Origin of the sequence: Micromonospora tulbaghiae, from assembly GCF_900091605.1 — a bacterium.
Lineage (GTDB): Bacteria > Actinomycetota > Actinomycetes > Mycobacteriales > Micromonosporaceae > Micromonospora > Micromonospora tulbaghiae.
Genome location: NZ_FMCQ01000003.1, coordinates 225276 through 249272, shown reverse-complemented (window position 1 = coordinate 249272; position 23997 = coordinate 225276). Strand labels below are relative to the sequence as shown.

At 73.7% G+C, this 23997-nt stretch carries 24 protein-coding genes; 10 read left to right on the top strand and 14 right to left on the bottom strand.

Annotated elements, in window-relative coordinates:
• Positions 1-76: 76 nt before the first annotated feature.
• The 4 genes from GA0070562_RS10075 to GA0070562_RS10060 form a co-directional block, all read right to left on the bottom strand.
• Positions 77-982: a hypothetical protein gene (locus GA0070562_RS10075; RefSeq protein ID WP_225853454.1), complete on the bottom strand. Its 906-nt coding sequence runs from the start codon at positions 980-982 to the stop codon at positions 77-79.
• Between the two features lie 126 nt (positions 983-1108).
• On the bottom strand, positions 1109-2341 hold the full coding sequence (locus GA0070562_RS10070; RefSeq protein WP_217493421.1) for a hypothetical protein: 1233 nt from the start codon (positions 2339-2341) through the stop codon (positions 1109-1111).
• A gap of 940 nt (positions 2342-3281) precedes the next feature.
• Positions 3282-3734: a pyridoxamine 5'-phosphate oxidase family protein gene (locus tag GA0070562_RS10065; protein WP_091419026.1), complete on the bottom strand. Its 453-nt coding sequence runs from the start codon at positions 3732-3734 to the stop codon at positions 3282-3284.
• Positions 3735-3787: 53 nt separating this feature from the next.
• Entirely contained in the window at positions 3788-4381 is a 594-nt protein-coding gene (locus GA0070562_RS10060) for a pentapeptide repeat-containing protein (RefSeq protein WP_091419024.1), read from the bottom strand.
• Between the two features lie 55 nt (positions 4382-4436).
• Here GA0070562_RS10060 and GA0070562_RS10055 point away from each other — a divergent pair, with 55 nt between their 5' ends.
• Both GA0070562_RS10055 and GA0070562_RS10050 read left to right on the top strand, forming a co-directional pair.
• Positions 4437-5669, top strand: coding sequence for a serine hydrolase domain-containing protein (locus GA0070562_RS10055; protein WP_091419022.1), 1233 nt, complete (start codon positions 4437-4439; stop codon positions 5667-5669).
• A gap of 56 nt (positions 5670-5725) precedes the next feature.
• Complete coding sequence (locus GA0070562_RS10050) at positions 5726-6367, top strand: NAD(P)-dependent oxidoreductase (protein ID WP_091419019.1); 642 nt, start codon at positions 5726-5728, stop codon at positions 6365-6367.
• Between the two features lie 16 nt (positions 6368-6383).
• Here GA0070562_RS10050 and GA0070562_RS10045 read toward each other — a convergent pair whose 3' ends face one another.
• Positions 6384-6848: a PPOX class F420-dependent oxidoreductase gene (locus tag GA0070562_RS10045; RefSeq protein ID WP_091419017.1), complete on the bottom strand. Its 465-nt coding sequence runs from the start codon at positions 6846-6848 to the stop codon at positions 6384-6386.
• 32 nt (positions 6849-6880) lie between these two features.
• On the bottom strand, positions 6881-7522 hold the full coding sequence (locus GA0070562_RS10040; RefSeq protein ID WP_091419014.1) for a DUF6642 family protein: 642 nt from the start codon (positions 7520-7522) through the stop codon (positions 6881-6883).
• A 257-nt stretch (positions 7523-7779) separates the two neighbouring features.
• Between GA0070562_RS10040 and GA0070562_RS10035 the strand changes: the two genes are divergently transcribed.
• Positions 7780-8559, top strand: a complete 780-nt coding sequence (locus GA0070562_RS10035) for a D-Ala-D-Ala carboxypeptidase family metallohydrolase (RefSeq protein WP_091419011.1) — start codon at positions 7780-7782, stop codon at positions 8557-8559.
• 183 nt (positions 8560-8742) lie between these two features.
• Here the strand turns inward: GA0070562_RS10035 and GA0070562_RS10030 are convergent, their stop codons facing one another.
• The 4 genes from GA0070562_RS10030 to GA0070562_RS10015 form a co-directional block, all read right to left on the bottom strand.
• Positions 8743-9288, bottom strand: coding sequence for a hypothetical protein (locus GA0070562_RS10030; RefSeq protein WP_091419009.1), 546 nt, complete (start codon positions 9286-9288; stop codon positions 8743-8745).
• A gap of 87 nt (positions 9289-9375) precedes the next feature.
• Positions 9376-10800 (bottom strand): ATP-binding protein, encoded by a 1425-nt coding sequence (locus tag GA0070562_RS10025; RefSeq protein ID WP_175438689.1) that lies wholly within the window; start codon positions 10798-10800, stop codon positions 9376-9378.
• A gap of 70 nt (positions 10801-10870) precedes the next feature.
• Entirely contained in the window at positions 10871-11479 is a 609-nt protein-coding gene (locus GA0070562_RS10020; RefSeq protein ID WP_419781094.1) for a response regulator, read from the bottom strand.
• 59 nt (positions 11480-11538) lie between these two features.
• A complete protein-coding gene (locus GA0070562_RS10015; RefSeq protein WP_091419004.1) occupies positions 11539-12774 on the bottom strand; it encodes a sensor histidine kinase in 1236 nt (411 codons plus the stop codon).
• 132 nt (positions 12775-12906) lie between these two features.
• On the opposite strand from GA0070562_RS10015, the gene GA0070562_RS10010 reads away from it, so the two are divergent.
• The 4 genes from GA0070562_RS10010 to GA0070562_RS09995 all read left to right on the top strand — a co-directional run bounded on the left by GA0070562_RS10010 (position 12907) and on the right by GA0070562_RS09995 (position 16838).
• On the top strand, positions 12907-13806 hold the full coding sequence (locus GA0070562_RS10010; RefSeq protein ID WP_091419001.1) for an ABC transporter ATP-binding protein: 900 nt from the start codon (positions 12907-12909) through the stop codon (positions 13804-13806).
• Positions 13803-14588 carry an ABC transporter permease gene (locus GA0070562_RS10005; RefSeq protein ID WP_091418999.1) on the top strand — a complete coding sequence of 262 codons (786 nt, stop codon included), beginning with the start codon at positions 13803-13805 and terminating at the stop codon, positions 14586-14588. The genes GA0070562_RS10010 and GA0070562_RS10005 overlap by 4 nt, the downstream gene beginning before the upstream one ends.
• A gap of 2 nt (positions 14589-14590) precedes the next feature.
• Complete coding sequence (locus GA0070562_RS10000) at positions 14591-15295, top strand: YqeB family protein (protein WP_091418996.1); 705 nt, start codon at positions 14591-14593, stop codon at positions 15293-15295.
• A 121-nt stretch (positions 15296-15416) separates the two neighbouring features.
• Positions 15417-16838 (top strand): amino acid permease, encoded by a 1422-nt coding sequence (locus GA0070562_RS09995; RefSeq protein WP_091418994.1) that lies wholly within the window; start codon positions 15417-15419, stop codon positions 16836-16838.
• An 11-nt stretch (positions 16839-16849) separates the two neighbouring features.
• Here the strand turns inward: GA0070562_RS09995 and GA0070562_RS09990 are convergent, their stop codons facing one another.
• Both GA0070562_RS09990 and GA0070562_RS09985 read right to left on the bottom strand, forming a co-directional pair.
• Positions 16850-17944 (bottom strand): serine hydrolase domain-containing protein, encoded by a 1095-nt coding sequence (locus GA0070562_RS09990; protein ID WP_091418991.1) that lies wholly within the window; start codon positions 17942-17944, stop codon positions 16850-16852.
• Between the two features lie 32 nt (positions 17945-17976).
• A complete protein-coding gene (locus GA0070562_RS09985; RefSeq protein WP_225853254.1) occupies positions 17977-18489 on the bottom strand; it encodes an ArsR/SmtB family transcription factor in 513 nt (170 codons plus the stop codon).
• Positions 18490-18647: 158 nt separating this feature from the next.
• Between GA0070562_RS09985 and GA0070562_RS09980 the strand changes: the two genes are divergently transcribed.
• From GA0070562_RS09980 to GA0070562_RS09970, 3 genes are read left to right on the top strand one after another with little or no spacing between them, the layout of a single operon-like run.
• Positions 18648-19469: a CDP-alcohol phosphatidyltransferase family protein gene (locus tag GA0070562_RS09980; RefSeq protein WP_225853253.1), complete on the top strand. Its 822-nt coding sequence runs from the start codon at positions 18648-18650 to the stop codon at positions 19467-19469.
• Positions 19466-21172 carry an alkaline phosphatase family protein gene (locus GA0070562_RS09975; RefSeq protein ID WP_091418986.1) on the top strand — a complete coding sequence of 569 codons (1707 nt, stop codon included), beginning with the start codon at positions 19466-19468 and terminating at the stop codon, positions 21170-21172. The genes GA0070562_RS09980 and GA0070562_RS09975 overlap by 4 nt, the downstream gene beginning before the upstream one ends.
• A 13-nt stretch (positions 21173-21185) precedes the next feature.
• Positions 21186-21941: an FkbM family methyltransferase gene (locus GA0070562_RS09970; protein ID WP_091420195.1), complete on the top strand. Its 756-nt coding sequence runs from the start codon at positions 21186-21188 to the stop codon at positions 21939-21941.
• 9 nt (positions 21942-21950) lie between these two features.
• Here the strand turns inward: GA0070562_RS09970 and GA0070562_RS09965 are convergent, their stop codons facing one another.
• Entirely contained in the window at positions 21951-22952 is a 1002-nt protein-coding gene (locus tag GA0070562_RS09965) for an MBL fold metallo-hydrolase (protein ID WP_091418984.1), read from the bottom strand.
• 141 nt (positions 22953-23093) lie between these two features.
• Entirely contained in the window at positions 23094-23975 is an 882-nt protein-coding gene (locus GA0070562_RS09960) for a serine hydrolase (protein ID WP_091418982.1), read from the bottom strand.
• Between the last annotated feature and the right edge of the window lie 22 nt (positions 23976-23997).

The following is a 23997-nucleotide window of genomic DNA, read 5'->3' as shown; positions in this document are numbered from 1 at the left end:
CCACAGAGGATGGTCGGACGGGACAACCGAAACGTACGACGCCCGGCCCGGTACGCGACGGACAAACTGTCCCCGCTCAGCGCAGCGCCACCGCCTGGAGGCTGACGTTGCCGCAGTCGCCCAGTGATTCCTCCACCGTCCAGTTCAGCAGCAGCTTCTCGCCGCGCGGAGCGCGGAACCTGACGGTGAACTCGGCGGTGAGCGCGGTGTGCGGGTCCTCCATCCGCAGCGTGGTCACCGGGCCGCCGCCGGAGACGCGCACGTCGAGGCGGCCACGGGCCATCCAGAGCCCGGCGTACAGACGTACCGTGCGCTGGCGCCCGTCGGCGGCCACCGCCAGGTTGAACCCGCTGCCCCGGTGGCAGGTGTAGACGCCGGTCATGGTGCCGCCCGCCGACGCGACCGGGTTGCCGTCGCGCCAGGCGTACGCCTCGGGGTTGTTGCTGAAGCTCTCCCGCCGCCCGCGGCCGCCCTCGTCGCGGATCTCGCCGGAGCCGCCCCGCTTGCGGACCGTCCGGTCGGCGCCGTTGAGCCCCCAGTGGACCCAGTCGGTGGGGCCGGCGGCGGTGAGGTCGACGGTGGCGGGCACCTCGGCGCGGGTCACGGCGACGATCGGCGGCGGCGCGGGTGTCGGTGAAGGCGACGGAGTGGACGGCGACGGGCTCGGCGACGGTGGCCGCTGCCGGGGACGCAACCCCGGGTTGACCACGGTGTCGTCGGTCTCGTTCGGCAGCCCGACCCGGCCGGGCGGCGCCACCGGCACTCGGGCGTGCTCCTCGCGCGGCGAGTCGTGCCGTTCGACGCCGAGGTAGACCGCCAGCGCCGCCAGGCAGAGGATCGCGGCCAGCCCTTCCAGCATCAGCCGACGCCGGCGGCGCAGTCGGCGCAGCGCGGACCGGGTACGCGGAAAGCCGTGCCGGTGCGAGCCGGGGCCGGAACGCGGACGGTCCTCCTGGCCCACCACACCCTCCACTTCGGTCACGGCACCGCCCGGAAACGACCGGTGCGTGACGGGCTTCACGGTGTCACCGGACGGCTCTTTGCGCCATATGTCGAGTGACGGGCGTTTCCAGTTCGTTACCTGGCGACCGCTCGCCGGACCGGCCGCTCAGCTTACCGTGATCGCCTGCAACGCCACCCCGTCGTTCTGCCCGCCGGTCACGGTCAGGGCGTGCCACCTGATCAGCAGCCGCTCCCCCGGGTCCGCCCGGAAGCAGATGACGTACTGGTAGAAGCGGTCGCCCGCGGCGAGGGCCACCTCGCGGACGACGGGATCGCCACCGCTGGACAGCGACAGGTCGAGCCGCGCGCCGGCCGAGAACGTGCCGACGAACAGCCGGACCGTACGCAGATCCCCGCTCCCGGCCACGCCCAGCGTGAAGCTCTTCCCGGCGCCGCGCCGGAAGACCCCCGCCCGGATGCCCTCCTGGCCGGCCGTCGGCGTGCCGTCGGTCCACTGGAGATCGCTGGCGCCCGCGTTGTGCTCCAGCCGCTCCCCGCCGGGATCCTGGATCTCGCCGGTGCCGCTCGCCTTGCGATGGAAGCTGTCCGCGCCGCCGCCGCCCCAGTGCCGCCAGTCCCGCGTACCGAGCGCGGTGAGCGACAACGACCCCGGCAACGGCGCCAGGTCCACATCGAGCAGCGGCCCACCGGACGACACCGGGTCGCCGGCGGCCGGCGCCTGCTCGCTCGGGATTTGCTTGTTCGGCGCCTGCTCGCTTGGTGCTGCCACCGGCGCGGTTTCCCCGGTCGGTGAGGGCGGCGCGGGTGACCGGGCCGCGTACGCCAGCGCCGCCACCAGCCCGGTCACGGCCACCGCCGCCAGCACGGCGCGCCGGCGCCGGCGGCGGGCCCGGGCGGTGGCGACCCGCGTGGCCGGGGCGTCGGGCGAGGGCCGCAGCGGGCCGGCGATCGGGGCGAGCGTCCGGCTCAGCCGGGTCTTCGCAGCCCGGACTGCGGAGCGCAGCCGGACGCCGAGCCCGTCGGTCAGGCCGGTCAGACCGCCGGTCAGATCGGCCAGACGTGCCGGGACGCTCTCCCGGGCGGAGTGCCGGCCCGGTCTCGCCTCCGCATCCGTCTCCTGCAGCGCCCCGAGGTCGGCCGGCTCGGCCGGCTTGTGGGCGGCGCCCGCCCGGACCGGCGACGGAGCGGACAGGTGCAGGCCGATCGGGGCCGGCCCGACCAGCGGAACCCGGCCGCCGGGCGGGCTCGGTCGCGGCTCGGGACCGACGGGCGGCGATGCCCCGCCAAGGAACTGGCCCGGGGCGAGCTGGCCCGGGGCGAGCGGGGCCGACGCAAGTGGGCCGGGCGCGACGGGATCCGCCGCAAGGGAGTCCGGCACGACGAGACCAGCCGGGAGTGTGCCGGGCGCGAGCAGGCCGGGCCCAGGCTGACCGAGGCCAGGCTGACCTGCCCCAGGCTGACCTGGTCCAGGCCGACCGACGCCGGGCTGGCCGAGGCCGGGCTGACCGACGCCGGGCTGACCGGGGCCGGGCTGACCGGGGCCGGGCTGACCGGGGCCGGGCTGACCGGGGCCGGGCTGACCGGGGCCGAGCTGGTTCGGTGCGAACGCACCGGCTGCGGACGGGCCGGGCGCGGACGTGTCGGCTGGAAGCGGGCCTGCGGCGGGGAGATCGTGAGTCGCCGGGCCGAAATTGCGCGGAGGCGGCCAGACAGCGGTACCGGGCGGCTCCAGGTTCCCCGCAGGCACCGGATCGTCCGGGTCGGCCGGTGGGCGGTTCCCGTCCCGCGGGGTCCCAGTCCGGGGCACGGTGGGATCAGTGTCCCCGGGCAGGCGACGCGGACCCGCGGACCGCTCCGGGGCGTCGGCCGGTTCGTCCGGCGTGGGCAGCCAGCCCCCGACTCGGATCCCGGTCCGTGCGACGTCGTCCTCAGCCACCGACCCTCCCTCGGCCACCGGCGGCGAGCGGCCCGCCCCGTGGCTCGCCGTAGGGAGAATGGCACAGAACGCGATCTTGGAGAAGGCGTCAGCCCTCCGCAATTCCCACACCCCCAGGGCTCTGAGCCGCTGAGAGGAAGAGATCTTGGAAGAATTACGCCCCGATAGGGGCCACTTCGTACCAAGATCTCCCGCAGCCCCGGCGCGGCGGACGCACCCACCGCAACCCACCCTCGCCAGCATTGTCGATCGTGAGGTTAGCGGCGACAAATCGGACGCCGAATGCCGCTAACTTCATGATCGACGCGGGACGGCGGGACGGCGGGACGGCGGGACGGCGGGCCGGCGGGACGGCGGGTCGGGTCGGTCTGGCGGGGTGGGGTCAGTGGCGGGGGCGGCGCTGTAGGCCTCGGTCGGGGTGCCAGCTCTCTATCAGGAGGTGGTCGGGTGGGTCGCCTACTCGGGTGAGCACCACCTCGGTCAGCTCGATCCGGAAGCGGTGCGAGCCGTCCTCGGCGGGCGGCTCCTCGTGCGCCCGGCCGGCGATCTTCGCATCCCCGTCCCAGGTGGACGGGTCGTCCGGCGGGGCGTCCTCGGTCGGGCTGTGCAGCGCCACCCGGGGGTCGCGGCGCAGGTCGAGCGCTTTGACCGCACCGGCCATGCTGCCCAGTCGCAGCTGCCCGTCGTCACCGAAGTCGAACTCGGTGCCGCTGATCCGCGGCGAGCCGTCCCGCCGCACCGTCGCCATCGTGCCGTGTTTGCGAACCGCGAAACGGGCGCGCACCCGCGCCGCGAACTCGGGTTCGGCCGCCACCAGATCGGACCACCATGTCATGCGCCCGAGTCTGTCCGGAAAACCTGACAACCCGCGGCGTCTTTCCGGACGGCTCAGCCCACCTGGAAACCGAGCGCCTGGGCCAGCACCACCGCCTGCTCGGCGTCGATCCGCGCGTCGGCGCGCTGCACCGCGGTCGGGTCGAGCGCGGAGAGGTCACTGCCGCGCAGGTCGGCCCGGATCAGCTTGGCGGCGTGCAACTGGGCGCCGGAGAGGTCCACGCCGGTCAGCGTCGCGCCGGTCAGGTCGGCGCCGGTCAGGTCGACCTCCCGCATGCGTACGTCGGTGATCCGCGCCCCGCGCAGGTCGGCCCCGGCGAGCGTGACGAAGGACCAGTCGCCCCGGTCGACCCGCAGCGGACGCAGGTCGCAGCGGTCGAACGTGCTGCCGACCAGCTTGCAGCCGGTGAACTCGGCCTCGAACAGGTTGCACTTGCTGAATGAGCACCTGGTGAACGCCGAGTCGGTGTGCCGGGAGGCGTTGAACGCGACGTTGCCGAACACGCAGTCGGTGAAGACCGCGCCGCGGCTGACCGCCTCGGTCAGGTCGACGTGGAAGAACTCGCACCGCACGAAGTGCCGGTCGGCCAGCTCCTCGGCGTACCAGTCCTCCTGGCGGTAGGTGACGTCCTCGACCGGCTCGGGCATGCCACCGACCCTAGTGACACTTCCCGGCCGCGGTACCGGCGGGTAGGTTCGCGTCGTGAGTGTCACCGTGAGCACCGACCCCGGCCGTGTCGGTTTCGATCCCGCCCGGCTGGCGCGGATCGACGAGCACTTCGCCCGGTACGTCGACGACGGCCGGCTCGCCGGCTGGCAGATCGTCGTCACCCGCCGGGGCGAGGTCGCCCACTCCTCGACGTACGGGCTGCGCGACCGGGAGGCCGGCACGCCGGTCGAGCCGGACACGCTGTGGCGCATCTACTCGATGACCAAGCCGATCACCTCGGTCGCGGCGATGATGCTCTGGGAGGAGGGCCGGTTCGAGCTGAACGACCCGGTCAGCCGCTGGCTGCCGGAGTTCGCCGACGTACGCGTCTACGACCGGGGTTCGGTGCTCAAGCCGTACACCGTGCCGGCGGTCGAGCCGATCCGGATCTGGCACCTGCTCACCCACACGGCGGGCCTGACGTACGGCTTCGCCCAGGTCTCGGTGGTCGACGGCCTGTACCGGGCGGCCGGCTTCGACCTGGGCGTGCCGCCGGGCGCGGACCTGGCGGCGGCCTCGGCCGGGCTGGCCCGGCTGCCGCTGCTGTTCCAGCCCGGCACGAGCTGGAACTACGGCGTCTCCACCGACGTGCTGGGCCGCCTGGTCGAGGTGATCTCCGGGCAGTCGCTGGACGCGTTCTTCGCCGAGCGGATCCTCGGCCCGCTGGGGATGACCGACACCCGCTGGTGGGTGGACGCGGCGGACGCGAAGCGCCTGGCCGCCCTCTACGCGCCGCACCCGGCCACCGGCCAGGCGGTACGCGCCGACGGGGTGGGCCGGGCCGCGCTGGCGGAGCCGACCTGGCACTCCGGCGGCGGCGGGCTGGTCTCCACGGCGGCCGACTACCACCGCTTCACCCAGTTCCTGCTGCGCGGTGGCGAGCTGGACGGGGTGCGCCTGCTCGGTCCCCGCACGGTGCGCTTCATGACCCGCAACCACCTGCCCGGCAACCGGGACCTGGCCTCGTTCTCGCCGGAGGGCTTCGCCGAGACGATCCTCGACGGGATCGGCTTCGGGCTGGGCTTCGCCGTGGTGCTCGACCCGGTGCCGTCGCGCGTGCCCAGCAGCGTCGGCGAGTTCTACTGGGGCGGCCTGGCCAGCACCGCGTTCTGGGTGGACCCGGTGGAGGAGGTCACCGCGCTGCTGTTCACCCAGCTGATGCCGTCGAGCACGTACCCGCTGCGCGGCCAGCTGCGCCAGCTCGTCTACTCGGCGCTCGTCGACTGAAGCCGGTTCGGCGGAACTCCCCGCCGCCCGCCGGTGGGCTGCCTAGCCTGTGAGGCATGAGCGACATCGTCGTGTTCGGCGCCGGTGGGACGGCGGGCTCGCGGATCGCCGCCGAGGCGGTCGAGCGGGGGCACCGGGTGACAGCGGCGGTGCGGCGTCCGGAGGCGGTCGGCTACCTCCCCACCGGCGTACGCACTGTGACCGGCGATGCCACCTCGGCGCGGAGCGTACGCGAACTGGCCGAGGATGCGGACGTGCTGGTGGTGGCCATCGGCGGCGGCGAGCGGGACCTGTGGCGCGACGCCGCGCGGACTCTGGTCGACACGCTGCGTGAGTTGCCGGACCCGCCCCGGGTGATCCACGTCGGCGGTGGCTCGACGCTGCTCACCCCGAAGGGCACCCGTTACCTGGACGAGCCGGACTTCCCGGAGGAGTACCGGGACTCGGCGCACGGCCAGGCCGAGGCGCTGGAGTTCTACCGGACCAGCGCCGACGGGGTGACCTGGACGTACGTCTCCCCGCCACCGCTGGAGTTCCACCCGGGCGAGCGGACCGGGCACTACCGCACCGGCACCGACCACCCGGTGACCGACGCGCAGGGCCGTTCGGTGCTGACCTACGAGGACCTGGCGGTGGCGATCGTCGACGAGATCGAGGATCCCCGGTTCGGCAACACCCGGTTCACCGTCGCGTACTGATCCGTCGCGTACTGATTCATTCGGCCAGCCGGGCCGGGAAGCCGCCGGTGGCGATCGGGCCCCAGGACTCGATCGTGACGCGGATCAGCGACTTGCCCTGCGCGACCATCGCCGACCGGTACTCGTCCCAGTCCGGGTGCTCGCCGGAGATGCTGCGGAAGTACTCGACGAGCGGCTCCAGCGCCTCGGGCAGGTCGAGCACCTCGGCCATGCCGTCGACCTGCACCCACGGGCCGTTCCAGTCGTCGGAGAGCACGCACGCGGAGACGCGCGGGTCGCGGCGGATGTTGGCGACCTTGGCGCGCTCGGGATAGGTGGAGATCACCAGGCGGCCCTCGGCGTCCACGCCGCAGGCCACCGGGGAGGACTGCGGGCGCCCGTCGGAGCGGGTGGTCATCAGCACGACGTGGTGGCGGGGGCGGAGGAACTCGATCAGGGCGTCCCGGTCGACCCGGGTGTTCTTCGCGATGCTGCGTGCCATGCCCTCGGTTCTACCAGGCGGGCCGGTCGATCTCAGCGCGGACGCCCGGCCGCCCGCTGCGCGGTGACCTGCTCCGGCACGCGAGGGCGGGCCGAGGGCCGCCAGGCGCGGCCGTTGGCGTAGATCACCCGGAAACCGAGGTACGCGGCGAGCGGCGCCCAGTGCGCCGAGCGCATCCGCACCTCGGCGGCGTTGTGCCGCTGGCCGTTGGCGAGCACGTCGAGCAGCACGGTCTCGAAGGCGGCCGACTCGACCCAGTCCACCTCGCGGGTGAAGCCGCAGATCAGCGCCGCGCCGGTGACGTCGAGGAACTCGCGCAGCGTGGCGTCGGAGGCGCGCAGCACCGAGCAGCTGCCGAAGTAGAGGCGGCGGCCCTCGCAGCGGCCGGCCATCCGCTCGGCCACGTCCGACAGCTCGACCGAGTCCCAGTCGGTGAGGCAGAGCCGGCTCGGCTCGCCGTGCATGGCGAAGAAGCCCACCCGGTGATCCGCGTACTGCTTGAGCAGCCACCGGTCGACGAAGTAGAACAGCTCGTCGCGGGTGGCCGCGTCCTTGTGGATGTAGCGGATCCGGCCGAGCCGTTCGAGCAGGTCGAGCGTGGGCAGGACGGATCCTCGTTCGTTGAGGTCGCGGTGCCACTGCCCCTCGACGCAGAACACGCCGCCACGCGCCAACGCCCACCTCCCCGCCCGTCGAGGTCGTCGCCCGGGTCCGGGAGCAGACGTTACCGCTCACCTCCGACGGGCGACACCCGGCGGCACGTACGCAAACGGGCAGTATTCACAGCTGATGCCCAGCAAACGCCCGATGTGAGAACAATTTCGGCTAATCACCACGAAGAATCCTCTCACCTGTCACGGTGAGAGAGACGGGACGTACCGGTCGATGTGCCCGTCGAATCCCAGTTCCGCTCTGACATCGGGAGGACTCTGTGCGCGTCAACACCCTGAAGCGGGCGGCGGTCGCGTTCGCGCTGGCCCTGCCCGGGGCCGCCGTGGCGACAGTCGTGGCCGCGCCGCCGGCGCACGCCGACGGCTGCTACACCTGGAACCGGACGCTGTCCCAGGGAAGCTCCGGCGCCGAGGTCCGGCAGCTCCAGATCCGGGTGGCCGGCTGGGCCGGGTACGGCGGGATCGTCCGGGTCGACGGTGTGTACGGCCCGGAGACGGCCGCCGCTGTCAAGCGCTTCCAGGCCGCGTACGGGCTGCGCGCCGACGGCGTGGCCGGACCGCAGACGTTCGCCAAGATCTACGACCTGCAGAAGGACAGCGACTGCACGCCCAAGCACTTCAGCTACGCCGAGCTGGACAACGGCTGCGGCAAGGGCGGGTGGGCCGGGGGTCCGCTCTCCTCGTCGGCCACCCGGGAGAACGCGCTGCGCACCATGTGGAAGCTGGAGGCGCTGCGGCGCAGCCTCGGCGACAAGCCGCTCTACGTGACCAGCGGGTTCCGCAGCATCGCCTGCAACCGGCAGGTCGGCGGCGCCGCGGACAGCCAGCACCTCTACGGCACCGCGGCCGACCTGATCGCCAAGCACCGCAGCCTCTGCGACGTCGCCCGATCCGCCCGTGACCAGGGCTTCAGCGGCATCTACGGGCCCGGCTACCCCGACCACGACGACCACACGCACGTGGACTCGCGGCGGGAGAACAACAAGGACAAGGCGCCGAACACGAAGGGCTGGTCCGCGCCGGACTGCGGCGTCAAGTGACACGGTGACGGCGGCCCGGCACGGGGGTGGGGGCTCCCCGGCCGGGCCGCCGTCGGCATGCTCCGGCACGACCGACGCCGCTCCGCGACGGGGCGTCGACGCGACCGGAACCGGGCGCCGGGCGTCAGCTCACCCGGGCCGGGCGGGCCCGGGGGCGGTCCGCCCGGAACCGGGCGGCGGGAGTCAGCTCGCCCGGGGCCAGCGGGGCCGGGCGGCGGGAGCCGGCCGGCCGGCGACGGGCCGCAGACCGGGCCGCACCGGCGGCGCGGCGACCCGCGGGACCGGACCGCGCGCCGCCTGGGCCGCGGCGGCGGGGCGGGCCGTCTGGCCCGGCACCGCCCGTGCCGGCTGTCCCGGCACGGGGCGTCCGGCCTGACCGGGTACGCCGGGACGGACGACCTGCCCGACGGCCGGACGGGCGCCGGACGGCCCGGTCAGCACGAACGGGAACGGCACGTGCACGAACGGGTTGCCGTGCCGGATCAGCGCGTCGATCTGACGGTCGTTGAGACCGTGTGTCTCCAGCACGCGCCGGCCCCAGCGATGCAACCGGCAGGGGAACGACGACCCGTCGTTGCGGCACTTCGGCCCCGCGGGCCACTCCTCGGCAGCGTGCACCACCACCGCCCGGACCGCGAGGCGGACGTCCTCGGGGGTCAACGGCGCCGGTACCGGCACCTCGCCCAGGATCTGGTCGATGGGGTCCGTCGACTGCTCACCAACTCGCACGGCAGGCCTCCCGCAGCTCGGCAGCGGTACGGCGGAACGGCCGCACCACATCCTCGACCACTGGTACGGCCGAGAAACGGCAGCAGTTCAATCCCGCCACGCGGCGAGCAGTTCGGCCGGCCCGAGCGCCGTGACACCGTCGACCGCACGGCCACTGCGCACCACCGCGACGACCGGCGTGTGGTCGTCGGCGCCCGGTAGCTGGGCGCGGTGGTGAAGCAGCCGGGCCAGGTCGTGACCGTCGAACGCGCCGTTCTCCAGCCACTTGACCGAGCCCACGAACGTGATCCGCTTGGCCACCGGGCTTCGGTCACCGCCGACCAGGTCGATCTCGGGATCGTTGGTACGCGTCCAGTACCCGCCCACCACCGCCGTCTCGAACGGCAGGTGCCCCGGCGGCAGCCGGCGCAGCGACTCCCGGATCACCGGCTCGACCGCACGTCCCCGCCAGGAGGTCCAGGACGAGTGGATGCGGGCGAGTGTCAGATCCCCTCTACCGCGCTCGATCTCGGCGAGGTAGGGGTCGAGGAAGGCGAGCCAGAAGCGGAGATACGGATCGGCGACCACGTACCGGGTCTCGCGCGAAGGACGGGTGGACAGCGGGAGGGTGGCCTCCACGACCCGCTTGTCAGTCAGCAGCCGGAGCGCACGGTGCAGCGACGCCTGCGGGATTCCGCCGGCGGCCCGCGCGATGGAGGAGGCGGTGCGCTCCCCGGAGCCGATGGCGCGCAGCACCACGCCCGGCTGGGACTGCGGCGGAAACTCGGCGGCGAGGGCCCGTTCCCCGCTGACGAGCAGTGCGGAGGTGGGGTCCGGGACGGCCTGGGCGAGGTAGTCGCGCACGGTCTCGCCGGGGGCCCAGTCGTCGAGGACGAGCGGCAGGCCGCCGGTGACGAGGTACGCGTCGATGGCATCCGCCGGCGGCAGCTCGAGCATCTCGCCCACGTCGCCGGGGCTCAGGGGCGGCACGACCATCTCGGTCGCGCGCTGGTGGAACGGCCGGCCGTAGTCGTTGAGCGCCTCCATCATCGCCAGGTCCGAGCCGACGCAGATCAGCAGGACCGGGCGACGGGACAACTCCCGGTCGAAGACCTTCTGGAGGGTGCCCTCGAAACCCGGATCGGTGGCGATGAGGTAGGGCATCTCGTCGAGCACGACGACGCTGGGCTGATCTGCGGGCAGCGCGGCGGCGAGGAGGGTGAGTGCCGCGTCCCAGGTGGCCGGTGCCTGCCCGGCGAACAGACCCGCTCCGGGAAGTGTCGAGCCGGCGGCCGCCGCGACGAAGAGCCGCAGGTCGGCGGCGGGGCTGGGTTGGGCCGAGGCGGTGAAGAAGAGATGGGGTACGCCCGCGCGCTCGACGAACTCCTCCACGAGGCGGGACTTGCCCACCCGGCGACGTCCTCGCATGAGCAGGGCCCGGCCGGGCCGACCTGCCCGGCCGCCGCGTTCGACGCGCGCCAACATGCCGTCGAGCCGGGCCAGCTCCCGCGTCCTGCCCACGAAACCGGCCACGCCGTAACCTCATGCTCTCATCTACGATACTCTCACCACTGAGAGTATCGCGGATGAGAGCTTCCGCGCGTCAGACCAGGCCGGCGTCCTGGACCAGCAGGGCCACCTGCACGCGGTTGTTCAGGTCGAGCTTCGTCAGCAGCCGCGACACGTACGCCTTCACGGTCGCCACGCTCATGAACAGCTCGGCGGAGATCTCCGCGTTGGTCCGGCCCCGGCCGAGCAGCACCGCGACCTCCCGCTCCCGCTCGGAGAGCCCGTCGAGCAGCCGTACCGACCGCTCCCGCTTCGGGTCCGGGCCTGGCACCGGCGCGGTGCCGGTGACGTGCGCGATGAGCTTGCGGGTCACCGCCGGGGACAGCGTCGCCTCCCCCGCCGCGACCCGCCGCACCGCGGCCACGATCTCGGCCGGCGGGGTGTCCTTGAGCAGGAAGCCGCTCGCCCCGGCGCGCAGCGCCCGCAGCACCTGTTCGTCGGCGTCGAAGGTGGTGAGCACCAGCACCTCGGGCGCGTCCGCGGTGGCACGCAGCGCCTCGGTGGCGGACAGCCCGTCGACCCGGGGCATGCGGATGTCCATCAGCACCACGTCCGGGGCGTACGCGGCGACGGCCTCGGGCACCTCGGCTCCGTCGGTGGCCTCGCCGACCACGGCCAGGTCGGGCACGCCGCCGAGGATCATCGACAGCGCGCCCCGGACCAGCGGGTCGTCGTCGACGATCAGCACCCGCACCGGCCCGCTCACCGGGCCGCCCAGGGCAGCCAGGCGGTCAGCCGGAAACCGCCGTCGGCGTCCCGCCCGTGTTCGAGCCGGCCGCCGGCCAGCGTGACCCGCTCCGCGATCCCGACCAGCCCGGTGCCGGCGCCCGGAATCGCGGTGGCGGGCGCACCCACCGGCCACGGGTTGTGGATGTCCACCGCCAGTCCGTCCCCCGGACCGCCGGCCAGCCGGACCGTCACCACCGCGCCGGGCGCGTGCTTGCGGGCGTTCGTCAGCCCTTCCTGCACGATCCGGTAGGCGCTGCGTCCGATGCCCGCGGGCACCGCCTCCGGCTCGGTCACCTCGTCCACCACGCCGACCCGTACCCCGGCGTCGCGGCTCTCGGCGACGAGCGCGGGCACGTCGCCGAGCGTCGGCTGCGGCCGTTCGGGCGTGGCCTCGGAGCCCACCTCGGCCCGTAGCACGCCGATCACCTCGCGCAGGTCCTGCAACGCGGCGTGCGCGCTGGCCCGGATCACCCCGGCCGCCCGGGCGACCTCCTCGGGCGGCGCGTCCGGCCGGAACTCCAGCGCGCCCGCGTGCAGGCTGAGCAGGGAGATCCGGTGGGCGAGCACGTCGTGCATCTCCCGGGCGATCCGGCCGCGTTCGAGCTGTCGGGCCTGGTCGAGCCGGAGCTGCTGTTCGGCCTCGGCCCGTTCGGCGCGGTCGCGCAGCGACAGCACGAGCTGGCGGCGGGCCCGGACGAACAGCGCCCACGCCACCACCACACCGATGAGCAGCGCGGTCCAGACCACGGCGGCCCAGAACGGCATCGTCGGGTCGGGCCGGACGGCGAGGTAGACCGGCAGGCTCAGCAGGTTCCAGCCGACCAGGGCCAGGCCCAGCGGCAGCGGCCGGTGGACCAGGACGGTGAACGTGATGACGAGCAACGCGACGCCGGAGGTGACCGAGAAGAACACGAGCGGCGCGGTGGCCACCGCCAGCCCGACCGGCCAGCGCCGGCGCAGCCAGAGCGCACCGCTGACCAGCAGGCCGATCAGCAGGTCGACCTCCTCCAGCCAGGCCGGACCGGCATTGAGCCCGAACTCCGGGGTGACGCTGGTGACGTCGGCGTGCGTGATCAGCACCCAGAGCAGCGAGGCCACGAACAGCACGCTGTCCACGAACCAGTCCCGTGGGGTCCGCCGCGGGGCGCGGGCGGGCACCAGGGAGCCCGGCAGGAGCCAGGGGTGATCGGGTACGACGGCGCTGGTCACGAGTCCATGCTAGGAAGCCGTCCGGACCGGCTGCCAGCTACCAAAGTCGACGCCTGGGGTGAACCGAGGTCGACGGCGGCGCCGACCGCCGGCCGCAGCGCGTGACCGGGTGGCCCCGGCAGGCTCGGCGGCATGATCGAAGTCGACCAGCTCACCAAGCGGTACGGCCCGCACACCGCCGTCGAGGACGTCACGTTCCGGTGCGAACCGGGCTCGGTGACCGGTTTTCTCGGGCCGAACGGCGCCGGTAAGTCCACCACGATGCGGATGATCTGCGGAATGACGCCGCCCACCTCGGGCGGCGCCACGGTGGGCGGCCGCCCGTACCGGCAGCTGCCGAATCCGGGGCGGGAGATCGGCGTGCTGCTCGACGCCTCGGCGCAGCACGCCGGGCGGACCGGGCGGGAGACGCTCACGCTCGCCGCCCGCACCATGGGCGTCGACCGGGGACGGGTGGCGGCGGCACTCGACCAGGTAGGGCTGAACGACACCGCCGCCCGGCGCCGCGTCGGCGCGTACTCCCTGGGCATGAGGCAGCGGCTCGGCCTGGCGCTGGCGCTGCTGGGCGACCCCCGGGTCCTGATCCTGGACGAGCCGGCCAACGGCCTCGACCCGGAGGGGATCTTCTGGATGCGCGGCCTGCTGCGCGACTTCGCCGACCGGGGCGGCACGGTGCTGCTCTCCTCGCACCTGCTGCGCGAGGTGGAGGCGGTGGCCGACCGGCTGGTGGTGATCGGCGGCGGCCGGGTGGTCGCCCAGGGCGGCAAGGACGAGCTGCTCGCAGGTGCCGGCACGCTCGTCCGCGCGCGCGACGCGCACGCCCTGCGCCTGACGCTGGAGCGGGCCGCGCTGCCGGCCACCGCCGGCACCGACGGCGGCTTCGTCGTCCGGGCCGAGCCGGGCGAGGTCGGTCAGGCCGCGGCGGACGCCGGGCTGGTCCTCACCGAGCTGCGCCCGGCCGGTAGCGGCGGCCTGGAACAGCTCTTCCTCACCCTCACCGCCGGCGCGTCGACCAAGGAGGCCGTCCGATGACCACCGCCACCCGCACCCCCGCGCCGCCGCGTCCCGGTGCCGCCGTCGCCGGGCCGACGCTGGCCCGGCTGACCGCTGTGGAGCTGCGCAAGCTCGCCGACACCCGGGCCGGACGCTGGTTGCTGATCACGATCGGCCTGATCGCGGCCGTGATCGTGGTGGTGCAGCTGTTCGTCCTCGACGCGCCGGACCAGACGTTCACCGCGTTCTTCACGCCGTCGCTGCTGCCGGTCGGGCTGCTGCTGCCGGTGCTCGGCATCCTCTCCATCACCGGCGAGTGGTCGCAGCGCAGCGCGCTCACCACGTTCGCGCTGGTGCCCCGCCGGGAGCGGGTGATCGTCGCCAAACTCGCCGCGGTGGTGCTCGCCGCGCTCGCCTCGGTGCTCGTCAGCCTGGCGGTCGCCGCCGTCGGCACGCTGGCCGCCGGCGCCACCGGCGGGGCGGGTGCCTGGGTCTTCGACTGGCAACTGCTGCCGCACGCGGCCGTGTTCCAGGTGGCGAACGTGTTGATGGGCGCCGGTTTCGGTCTGCTGTTGCTGAACACGCCGCTGGCGATCGTCGCCTACCTGCTGCTGCCCACCGTGTGGAGCCTGCTGTCCGCGATGATCTCCGCGCTGCGTGAGCCGGCCCGCTGGCTGGACACCTCGCTCACCATGGAGCCGCTGCTCGGCGCCGAGATGACCGGCGGGCAGTGGGGCCGGCTCGGCGTCTCGCTGGCCGTCTGGGTGCTCCTGCCGCTGGCCGCCGGCCTGGTCCGCACCATGCGCCGGGAGGTGTCCTGACCGTGGCCGCCTGGCAACCCGGCGAGGACGTCGTGGTCGACGGCGGACGCGGCGAGCTGGTGCTGTTCTGGGCCGGGTTCCCACTGTTCGGCGCGGGGCTGGCCGCCGGGCTGACCGCGCTGTCCGGCTGGATCGCCGGGCTGGCGTGGTTTCCGTTCCAGGGCCTGTTCGAGCTGCTCGCCCGGTGGCCGGACGAGCTGTCGTACCCGATCGGTATCGGGGTGGGCGTGCTCGGCGGCCTGCTCCTGGCGGTGGTGGCGGTCCGCGAGCGGCTGACCGTCACGGTCGGCCACCGATCGGTACGGCTGCACCGCGACGGGCACGGCCGGGACCTGGCCCGCGCCGACGTGGCCGGGGTGTTCGTCGACGGCAAGGCGCTGGTGCTGCTCGACACCGCCGGCGGCGAGCTGGCCCGGGAGAAGTCCGACCTGGACGCCGAGCGGTTGCGCGCGGCGTTCACCCGGCAGGGCTGGCCGTGGACCGGCCAGGACCCGCACCGGGACGCGTACCGGCGGTGGGTGAAAGGTCTGCCCGACCTGCCGCCCGGCGCGGACGCCCTGCTGCGGGCCCGGCAGCGGGCGCTCGACGGCGGCCACGACAGCGAGACCCGGGAGCTGCACGGGGAGCTGGCCCGGCTCGGTGTCGTGGTCCGCGACGAGGGCAAACGGCAGTACTGGCGGCTGGTCGCCGGCCCACCGCCGGGGTGAGCGCCGCCGTCGCGCTGCGATCTTCGCGCATAGGATTTACGTTCGTCCATGGCACGGGGTCGCGGCTCGTCGGACGCGGTGGCCCCGGGCGGTATGACGCGAGCGACGGGGAGGGACCGGCATGGCGGTGGGACAGGGCATCTTCCGGCGCAAGCCGGTCGAGCAGATCGCCGACGAGACCGACGAGGGCCTCTCCCGCGAGCTGGGGTTGTGGCAGCTCACCGCGATCGGGGTCGGGGGCATCATCGGCGCGGGCATCTTCGCGCTGGCCGGGGCGGTGGCGAACGAGACAGCCGGCCCGGCCGTGCTGGTGTCGTTCCTGATCGCCGGCCTGGCCAGCGCCGCCGCCGCGCTGTCGTACGCGGAGTTCGCCGGCATGATCCCCAAGGCCGGGTCGGCCTACACCTACGGGTACGCGGTGCTGGGCGAGGCGGTCGGCTGGTTCATCGGCTGGGACCTGCTGCTGGAGTACACGGCGATCGTCGCCGTCGTGGCGATCGGCATCTCCGGCTACTTCGGCTTCCTGGTCAACGAGTTGGGCGCGGACCTGCCGGCCTGGATGCTCGGCGCGCCGGGCACCGGCGACGGGCACCGGGTGGACCTGTTCGCTGTGGTGCTCTGCCTGCTCATCGCGTTCCTGCTGACCCGGGGCATCAGGGCGGCCGCGCGGTTCGAGACGTTCGTGGTGGGCCTCAAGGTCGCCGTCGTGCTGCTGGTGATCGTGGTCGGCTTCTTCCACGTGAAGACCGCCAACTACTCGCCGTTCTTCCCGTTCGGCGTCGGTGGCGCGATCACCGGCGCGGCCACTGTCTTCTTCGCGGTCTTCGGGTACGACGCGATGAGCACCGCCGCGGAGGAGTCGCGGGACGCCCGGCGGCACATGCCGAAGGCGATCATCTGGTCGCTGGTCGTCTCGATGGTGCTCTACGTGCTGGCCACGCTGGTGCTCACCGGCATGCAGAACTACCGGGACATCGACCCGGAGAGCGGCTTCTCCTCCGCGTTCGCCTCGGTCGGGCTCTCCGGGCTGGCCAGTGTGATCGCGGTCGGGGCGATCATCGGCATCCTCACCGTGATGTTCACGTTCATGCTCGGCGTGACCCGGGTGTGGTTCTCGATGAGCCGGGACGGGCTGCTGCCCGGCTGGTTCGCCAAGGTGCACCCGGTCCGCCGGGTGCCCACCCGGGTCACCTGGATCGTCGGCGTCGGCTCGGCGCTGATCGCCGGGTTCCTGCCGATCCGGCAGGCCGCCGAGCTGACGAACATCGGCATCCTGCTCGCGTTCGTGGTGGTGTGCGTCGCGGTGATCGTGCTGCGCTACCGCCGCCCGGACGCGCCGCGTACGTTCCGTCTCCCCGGTATGCCCGTGGTGCCGGCACTCGGCGTGATCTTCTCGATCTGGCTGATCACGTTCCTCGACCCGGTGACGTGGCTGCGGTTCGGCGTCTGGTTCCTGCTCGGCGCGGTCGTCTACGCGCTGTACGGCTACCGCCGTTCGGCGCTGGCCCGGCGCGACGAGGACACCACCGACCGGGCCCGCTGACCCGCGTCGCCTCAGACGTCGAGCAGTCGCAGGCCGATCGGGTCCACGTCGCGTGTGGTGTTGCCGAGCACCACCACGCCCCGGCCGGCGGCCCGGTCGAAGCCCAGGACCGCCCGGAAGCCGGCGGTTCCCCCGTCGTGCCAGACGATCTCCCGGTCGCCGTGCCGGCTGGTGAACCAGCCGTACCCGATCCGGCGGTCTTCCCCGGCGTCGAAGCGGGGCGTGGCCGCGTCGGCGCCGGGGGCGGTGCCGGCGAGCATCGCGGCGGTGAGCCGGGCCAGGTCCTCGGCCGTGGACCAGATCCCGACACCGGCCGGCGCGTAGCCCGCGCCCAGCCACGGATCGGCGGCCCGGCCGGCGGCGGTGGCGCCCTCGGCCCTCCCGGCCGGCAGGTGCCCGGCGTCGGTGGCGACCAGGGTGCCGGCCATGCCCAGTGGACCCAGCACCTCCCGCCGCAGCAGTTCCGGGTAGCCGACGCCGGCCCGGGCCGCCAGCGCCTGGCCGAGCAGTGCCGCGCCGAAGTTCGAGTAGGAGACGGCGCCGCGGTCTCCGCCCGGCTCGGTGTTCGCGGCGACGGCGACGATCCGGTCCACGTCGTAGCCGGCGTACGCGTTCCCGGCCGTGGACGCCGCCCACCACGTGCGGATCGTCGCACCCGTGGAGTCGAGGGCCAGCCTGGGCAGCCCGGCCCGGTGACTGGCGAGTTCGGCGAGCGTGACGTCGCCGGCCGGACCGGTCACGCCGGGCAGGACGGCGGCCAGCCGGTCGTCGGGGTCGACCGCACCGGCCGCCACCTGCCGGGCCAGGAGCATCCCGGTGAGCGGCTTGGCGATCGAGCCGATCTCGAACGGCGTGCCCGGTTCGACGGCCGGCTCGCCGCGGGCCCGGTCGCCGAGGCCCGCGACGCGGACCCGGTCGCCCTCGACCACCGCCACCGCGAGGCCGCGCAGTCCCTCGGGGTCGTCGACGGCGGCGCGGACGGTCGCGGCCAGGTCCGCGTCGCCGGTCTGCTGCGGGCCCAGTCGCGGCGGCCGGGGCTTCCGGACCGCCGCCACGGCCGAGGCGGCGAGGCCGGCGGCGACGGCGAGAACGATCGGGGTACGCATGGGGCTGCCTTCCGTCGAAGTGGCCGGCCGGGTCAACGGCGGGCGGCGGTGAGGATGGCCAGCAGCGGTACCACCCGCTCGGGCGGTATGTCGTAGCGCCCGCGGGCACCACTGCGCAGCCAGCCGGCGGCGGCGAGTTGCCGCAGGTGGTGATGGAGCTGACCGGTGGTGCCGATCCCGTCGAGGCCGGCCAGTTCGGCGGTGCCGTGCCGCCCGCCGAGGATCTCGCGCAGCAGCCGGAGTCGCACCGGATGCGCCAGCGCGGTGAGCGTGCCGGCCAGTGCCGGCCAGTCGTCGTCGAGCAGGTCGTCGACTGTGGCGCCGTACTGCCAGTCGTAGTTCCGGTCCCCGGTGCGGACGGTGCCGGTGTAGAGCACCGCGCCGGCGCCGCCGGCGGGAATTCGCTGCTTCAGGCCGCCGAGTGCCCAGAGGGCATCGCCCGGCGCGACCTCACCGGTCGTCGCGCCGGCTCCGGCGTCCCGCTCCCCGACCAGCCGGGCCACCTGCGTCTCCAGGGCCGCGAGCCGTTCCTCCACGCTTGCCACGGCAGCGAGAGTACGGAAGTACGTACTTACGTGCAAGCGAACAAGCGCGCGGAGCTGCTGATGCCGCCACTTCTGCTGGCGCGTTTCCGGTATCAGAACGAACCGTTCGGGCATGTTCTCCGTACACAGGTGTGGTTCGTGACGTCTACCTCGGAGGCATGGTGTCCGCACTTCGAACTGATCCATTCGCGGGGGCGATTCTCCAGGTCGGCGTACTCGCGGCCCTGGCCGGCACGGTCGGCCTGAGCGCGTACGGCTGGCTGGCCGGTCTGCTCTTCGGGGTGGTGATGGTCGCGGCGCTCGGATACGGGCTGCGCCGCTCGGGTGCGGACCGGCTCGGGCCGGCCGACTGGGTGACGCTCACCCGGGCGACGCTCGCCGGCGGCGTGGCCGCGTTGACTGTCGACTCGTTCCGCGAGCCGATCGCGGTGCCGGTCCTGGTCGTGCTGAGCGCCGTGGCGCTGTCGCTCGACTGGGTCGACGGGCAGGTGGCCCGGCGTACCGGGACGGTGAGTGCGCTGGGCGCCCGGTTCGACATGGAGGTCGACTCCTTCCTCGTCCTGGTCCTCTGCGGGTACGTCGCCGACCAGGTGGGCGCCTGGGTGCTGGTGATCGGCGCGATGCGGTACGTCTTCGTCGCCGCCGGCTGGGTGCTGCCGTGGATGCGCGGCTCGCTGCCGCCGCGCTACTGGCGCAAGGTGGTCGCCGCCACGCAGGGCATCGTGCTGGCGGTGGTGGCGGCGGGCGTCCTGCCCCGGCCACTCGCAGTCGCGGTGCTTCTCGGCGCGCTCGCGATGCTCGTCGAGTCGTTCGGCCGTGACGTCGGCTGGTTGTGGCGGCACGGCGCACGGCCGGCACCGCGCCCGGTGGCGCTCCCGGCCGCGCCGGTCTCCCCCGCGCCGGCGGGTCACCGGCCCGAGTGGACACCGGGCGTGCGGATCGCGCGCCAGCCCGCCGAGGTCGGCGGGCGGCAGCGGTGACCGACGCGTCCCGCCGGACGGACGGCGACGACGACGCCCCGATCGGCACCGCGAACAACGGCACGACCACCGACGGCATCGCGGCGTCCGGCGGACGGCGGTTCCGGCGGGTGCTCACCGCCACGGTCACCGCGCTCGCCGCCGCGCTCGTGCTGGTGGCACTCGTCGCGCCGAGCGACGTCAACGAGTTCGGCCCGGGCGCGTTCCTGCGCATCCCGGTGGAAGGGCTGATCGCCGTCGCCCTGCTGCTGGTCCTGCCGGCACGTCCGCGCCGGGTGGTGGCCACGATTCTCGGCGCGCTGCTCGGCCTGGTCCTCGTCCTCAAGGTCACCGACCTCGGGTTCTCGCTGGTCCTGGACCGCCCCTTCGACCTGATCGCCGACTGGACGTTCCTCGGCGCGGGCGCGGAGTTCCTGTCCGAGTCGTACGGTCGCGCCGCCGAGGTGGGCGCTGTGGCGCTGGCGGTGGTCGCCGTCCTCGCCGTACCGCTGCTGGTGACGCTGTCGGTGCGGCGGCTGACCCGGGTCGTGGCCGGCCACCGGGTGGTGACCGCGCGCGCGACCACCGCGTTCGCCGCCGCCTGGGTGGTCTGCGCCGTGCTCGGCGCGCAGATCGTGCCGGGCGTCCCGGTCGCCGCCGACACGGTCGCGGCCGGTCTCTACGACCGAGGGCGGCAGGTACGGGCGGGCCTCAACGACCAGGAGACGCTCAACACCCAGCTCGCCGGCGACCCGTTCCAGAACGTGCCGGGCGAGCAGTTGCTGACCGCGTTGCGCGGCAAGGACGTGCTGTTCACGTTCGTGGAGAGCTACGGCCGGGTCGCGCTGGAGGATCCGGACCTCGCGCCGGAGGTGGACGCCGTCCTGGACGAGGGAACCCGGCAGTTGCGCGCGGCCGGATACGGCAGCCGCAGCGCGTTCCTCACCTCGTCCACCACCGGCGGCGGGAGCTGGCTCGCGCACGCCACGCTGATGAGCGGCATCCGGACGGACAACCAGTTGCGCTACACCAACCTGGTCCGCAGCGACCACCTGACCCTCAACGGCGCGTTCAAGCGCGCCGGCTGGCGCACCACGCTGGTCATGCCGGCGCTCACCCGGGCCTGGCCGGAGGCCGAATTCTTCTCCCCGGACCAGGTGTACGGCATGAAGGAACTCGGCTACCGGGGGCCGCTGTTCAGCTTCTCCTCACCGCCGGACCAGTACACGCTGTCGACGTTCCAGCGCCGCGAACGCGGACCCGGGCACGCCCCGGTGATGGCCGAGATCCCGTTGCTGTCCAGCCACGTGCCGTGGACGCCGGTACCGCCGCTGGTCGACTGGGACGACGTCGGCGACGGCTCGGTGTACAAGGGGACCGCGCGCGCCGACCGCTCGGCGGAGGGCACCCGGGAGGCGTACCGGCGGGCCGTCGTGTACTCGCTGCGCACGCTCATCTCCTACGTCCAGCGGTACGGCGACGAGAATCTGGTGCTCGTGTTCCTCGGCGACCACCAGCCGGCCCGCGCGGTCACCGGTGAGGGCGCCGGCAAGGACGTGCCGATCACAGTCGTCGCGAAGGACCCGGCCGTGCTCGACCGGATCGGCGGGTGGGGCTGGCAGGACGGCCTCAACCCCGGCCCGCAGGCCCCGGTCTGGCCGATGGAGTCGTTCCGCGACCGGTTCCTGAACGCGTTCGGACCGAAGTCCACCACTCACAGTTAGGGATGTCGTGACGATGCTCGCTCGGGCCTGGGGGATCACCCGCTCCCTGGCCGTCTACCACGGTCAGCCGGCCAAGCACCGGCGTGCCCGGCAGCTCTACGGGCAGTTCCTCTCCCCCGGCGACCTCGGCTTCGACATCGGCGCCCACGTGGGCGGCCGGGTGCGTACCTGGCGGCGGCTGGGCGCGCGGGTGGTCGCTGTGGAGCCGCAGCCCGACTGCCTGCGGGTGCTGCGCCTGGGCTTCGGGCGGGACGCCGACGTGATGATCGAGCCGACAGCTGTCGGTGCGCGGTCCGGGAGCGCGCGGCTGGAGCTGTCCAGCGCGACGCCGACGGTGTCCACCATGTCGTCGTCGTGGATCGAGTCGGTCACCGCCGACCCGAGCTTCGCCGGTGTCCGGTGGGACCGGTCGGTCGAGGTGCCGGTCGTGACGCTGGACGACCTGATCGAGCGGCACGGCGTACCGGCATTCTGCAAGGTCGACGTCGAGGGCTTCGAGGTCGACGTGCTCGCCGGGCTCAGCCGTCCGGTACGCGGGCTGTCCTTCGAGTACCTGCCGCCCGCGCACGACGCCGCGCTGGCCGCGTTGAAGCTGGTGGAACGGCTGGGCGCGACGGCAGGCGGCTACCGCTACAACTACTCGCCGGTGGAGACCATGCGGTTCGCGAGCGACCGGTGGCTGGACGCGGCCGAGCTGGTGCGCCTGCTGGAGACGTACCGCCCGGCCGGTCGCTCCGGCGACGTCTACGCCCGGCTGGCGGCCTCCTGAACGACGCCGTCAGAACCGGTACGCGGTGTGGTACTCGGGCACCAGCACGCGGCTGCGCGGCGAGACCCGGCGCACCTCGGCGACGAGGGCGTCGAGGCGTTCCCGGTCGCTGTCGGCGACCGTCGGCGGGTTGGTGAGCGGCGTCTCGAAGTTGTCCCAGTGCACCGGCACCACGACCTTCGGACGGCCCAGCGCGGCCATCAGCCGGGGCACGTAGTCGGCGGTCGACGTACTGGCGGCGGAGGCGACCATCGCGACGTCCGGGGCCAGCCCGCTCAGCTTGCGCTCGTCGAAGTCGCTGGCACCCATGAAGAACACCGACGGCCCGCCGTCGATCCGGATCTGGTACGCCAGCGTGTCGCCCTCGGGCAGGTCGGCGATCGTCTCCGGACGGGGCGGCCGGCTGACCCGTACCCCCGGGAAGGCCATCGACCAGGTGGGATTCCGGCTGTGCAGCGAGCCGACCACCTCCACCGTGTACCCGTCGAAGTCGAGCACCTCTCCGCCCTTGACCGGAGCCAGTTGCCCGGCCGGCAACTCGTACGCCAGCCCGAGGTGGTAGGCGGTGAGCGTGCCGAAGACGCGGGCGCCGGTCCGGGCGGCGATGTGCGGCACGTCGTTGAAGTGGTCCCAGTGGGTGTGGGTGACCAGGATGTTCTCGGCCCGGTCGGCGAGCCGGTCGACCACGTCGGCCGCCACGGTCAGCCGGGTGCCGGGGTTGAACGCCTTCCGGAACAGACCGGTGTCGTACCGGCTCAGGTACGGGTCGACGAGCACCGTCCGGTCCCCGATGTCGATGCGCCAGCCGGAGGTGCCCCACCAGCGGAAACTCACCGCGCCGCCGCGTCGCGTACCGCCGGCGGCGCGGCTCGGCGCGGCGACGGGGCCCCGCCCGGCGGCTCCCGCCGGGGTGCCGGCGACGAGTCCGGCGGTGGTGACGGCGGCGGCGCCGACGGCGGTGTCGCGCAGAAGTCGACGGCGGGCGTAGCCGGACGGCCGGTTCTCGGGCATGTGTCGTCCTCCCCGTTCGGGATCGGTGATCGGTAGGCCCAGCCCATCACCCGGCTGACGGTGATGTCCAAGATCGACGAGCGCAACGACCGATATCCGAACCGATATCACCGCAGCTCAGCACCGATGCGCCGAGCTGGATCAGCGCAACGACTCGACGGCGGTGCGGGCCGCCTCCCCCATCGCCAGGTCCACGTCGATCCGGCGGGCGGCCAGCCGTTCGGTGCGTACGGCCACCGCGATCGCATACCTGCGACCGTCGGGGTACTCCGCGACGCCGGCTTCGAGGTGCAGTCCCGGCAGGGTGCCGGTCTTCCCGGCGACCCGAACCCCGGGTGGGAAGCCGGCGGCCAGCCGGGTCCAGAAGAGTTGCCGTGCCATCAGCTCCCGGACCATGGCGCACGCGGGCGCCGGGCCGGCCTCGTCCCGCCACACCAGACGGAGCAGCCGGGTCAGCTCGCGGGCGGTGCTGGAGCTGGTGTGCTCGGGGTCGAAGACCCGCATCGCGCGGATCCGTTCGGGCGACAGGGTGGGGAAGATCCGCGCGAAGTCCGCCTCGGTGCGCGCGCCCACGTCGGAGAGCATCGTCTCGGCGAGTTGCCGGGGGCCGCCGACGATCCGGGTGCGCGGCAGGTCCAGCTCCGCGGCCAGCATCGGCAGCACGTCCGCGCCGACCCGCCGCAGCAGAAGGTCGGCCGCCGTGTTGTCACTCACCGACATGGCCAGATAAGCGAGGTCACGCAGGGAGATCTCGACGTCGTCGGCGCAGCCGGCCACACCCCAGCCCCCGAGCCGGTCGGCGGGACCGACCACCACCCGTTCGGTCGGGTCGAGCTGCCCGGCGGCGGCCTGCCGGGCGAACTCAAGCACCAGCATGATCTTGAAGATGGACGCGATGACGATCTGCTCGTCGGCGCGCAGCGCCACTTCACCGCCCGCCGGGTCGTCCACGTCCACGACGTGCAGGCAACCCCGCAACCCGGCCCGCCCGAAGATCTCCGCGACCCGCTCCCCCGCATCCACGCCGACACGGTAACGAGCGGCG

Bases quoted from the DNA above. Each gene is read 5' to 3' on its own strand.
- GA0070562_RS10065 (WP_091419026.1), bottom strand. From the start codon at position 3,734: ATGACATGGTGGTCCGATCTGGTGGCGGCCGAACCCGAGTTCGCGGCG.
- GA0070562_RS10045 (WP_091419017.1), bottom strand. From the start codon at position 6,848: ATGGCACGCAGCATCGCGAAGAACACCCGGGTCGACCGGGACGCCCTG.
- GA0070562_RS09980 (WP_225853253.1), top strand. From the start codon at position 18,648: ATGGTGTCCGCACTTCGAACTGATCCATTCGCGGGGGCGATTCTCCAG.
- GA0070562_RS09965 (WP_091418984.1), bottom strand. From the start codon at position 22,952: ATGCCCGAGAACCGGCCGTCCGGCTACGCCCGCCGTCGACTTCTGCGC.
- GA0070562_RS10005 (WP_091418999.1), top strand. From the start codon at position 13,803: ATGACCACCGCCACCCGCACCCCCGCGCCGCCGCGTCCCGGTGCCGCC.
- GA0070562_RS10050 (WP_091419019.1), top strand. From the start codon at position 5,726: ATGAGCGACATCGTCGTGTTCGGCGCCGGTGGGACGGCGGGCTCGCGG.
- GA0070562_RS09995 (WP_091418994.1), top strand. From the start codon at position 15,417: ATGGCGGTGGGACAGGGCATCTTCCGGCGCAAGCCGGTCGAGCAGATC.
- GA0070562_RS10010 (WP_091419001.1), top strand. From the start codon at position 12,907: ATGATCGAAGTCGACCAGCTCACCAAGCGGTACGGCCCGCACACCGCC.
- GA0070562_RS09970 (WP_091420195.1), top strand. From the start codon at position 21,186: ATGCTCGCTCGGGCCTGGGGGATCACCCGCTCCCTGGCCGTCTACCAC.
- GA0070562_RS09990 (WP_091418991.1), bottom strand. From the start codon at position 17,944: ATGCGTACCCCGATCGTTCTCGCCGTCGCCGCCGGCCTCGCCGCCTCG.
- GA0070562_RS10060 (WP_091419024.1), bottom strand. From the start codon at position 4,381: ATGCCCGAGCCGGTCGAGGACGTCACCTACCGCCAGGAGGACTGGTAC.
- GA0070562_RS10020 (WP_419781094.1), bottom strand. From the start codon at position 11,479: ATGATCCTCGGCGGCGTGCCCGACCTGGCCGTGGTCGGCGAGGCCACC.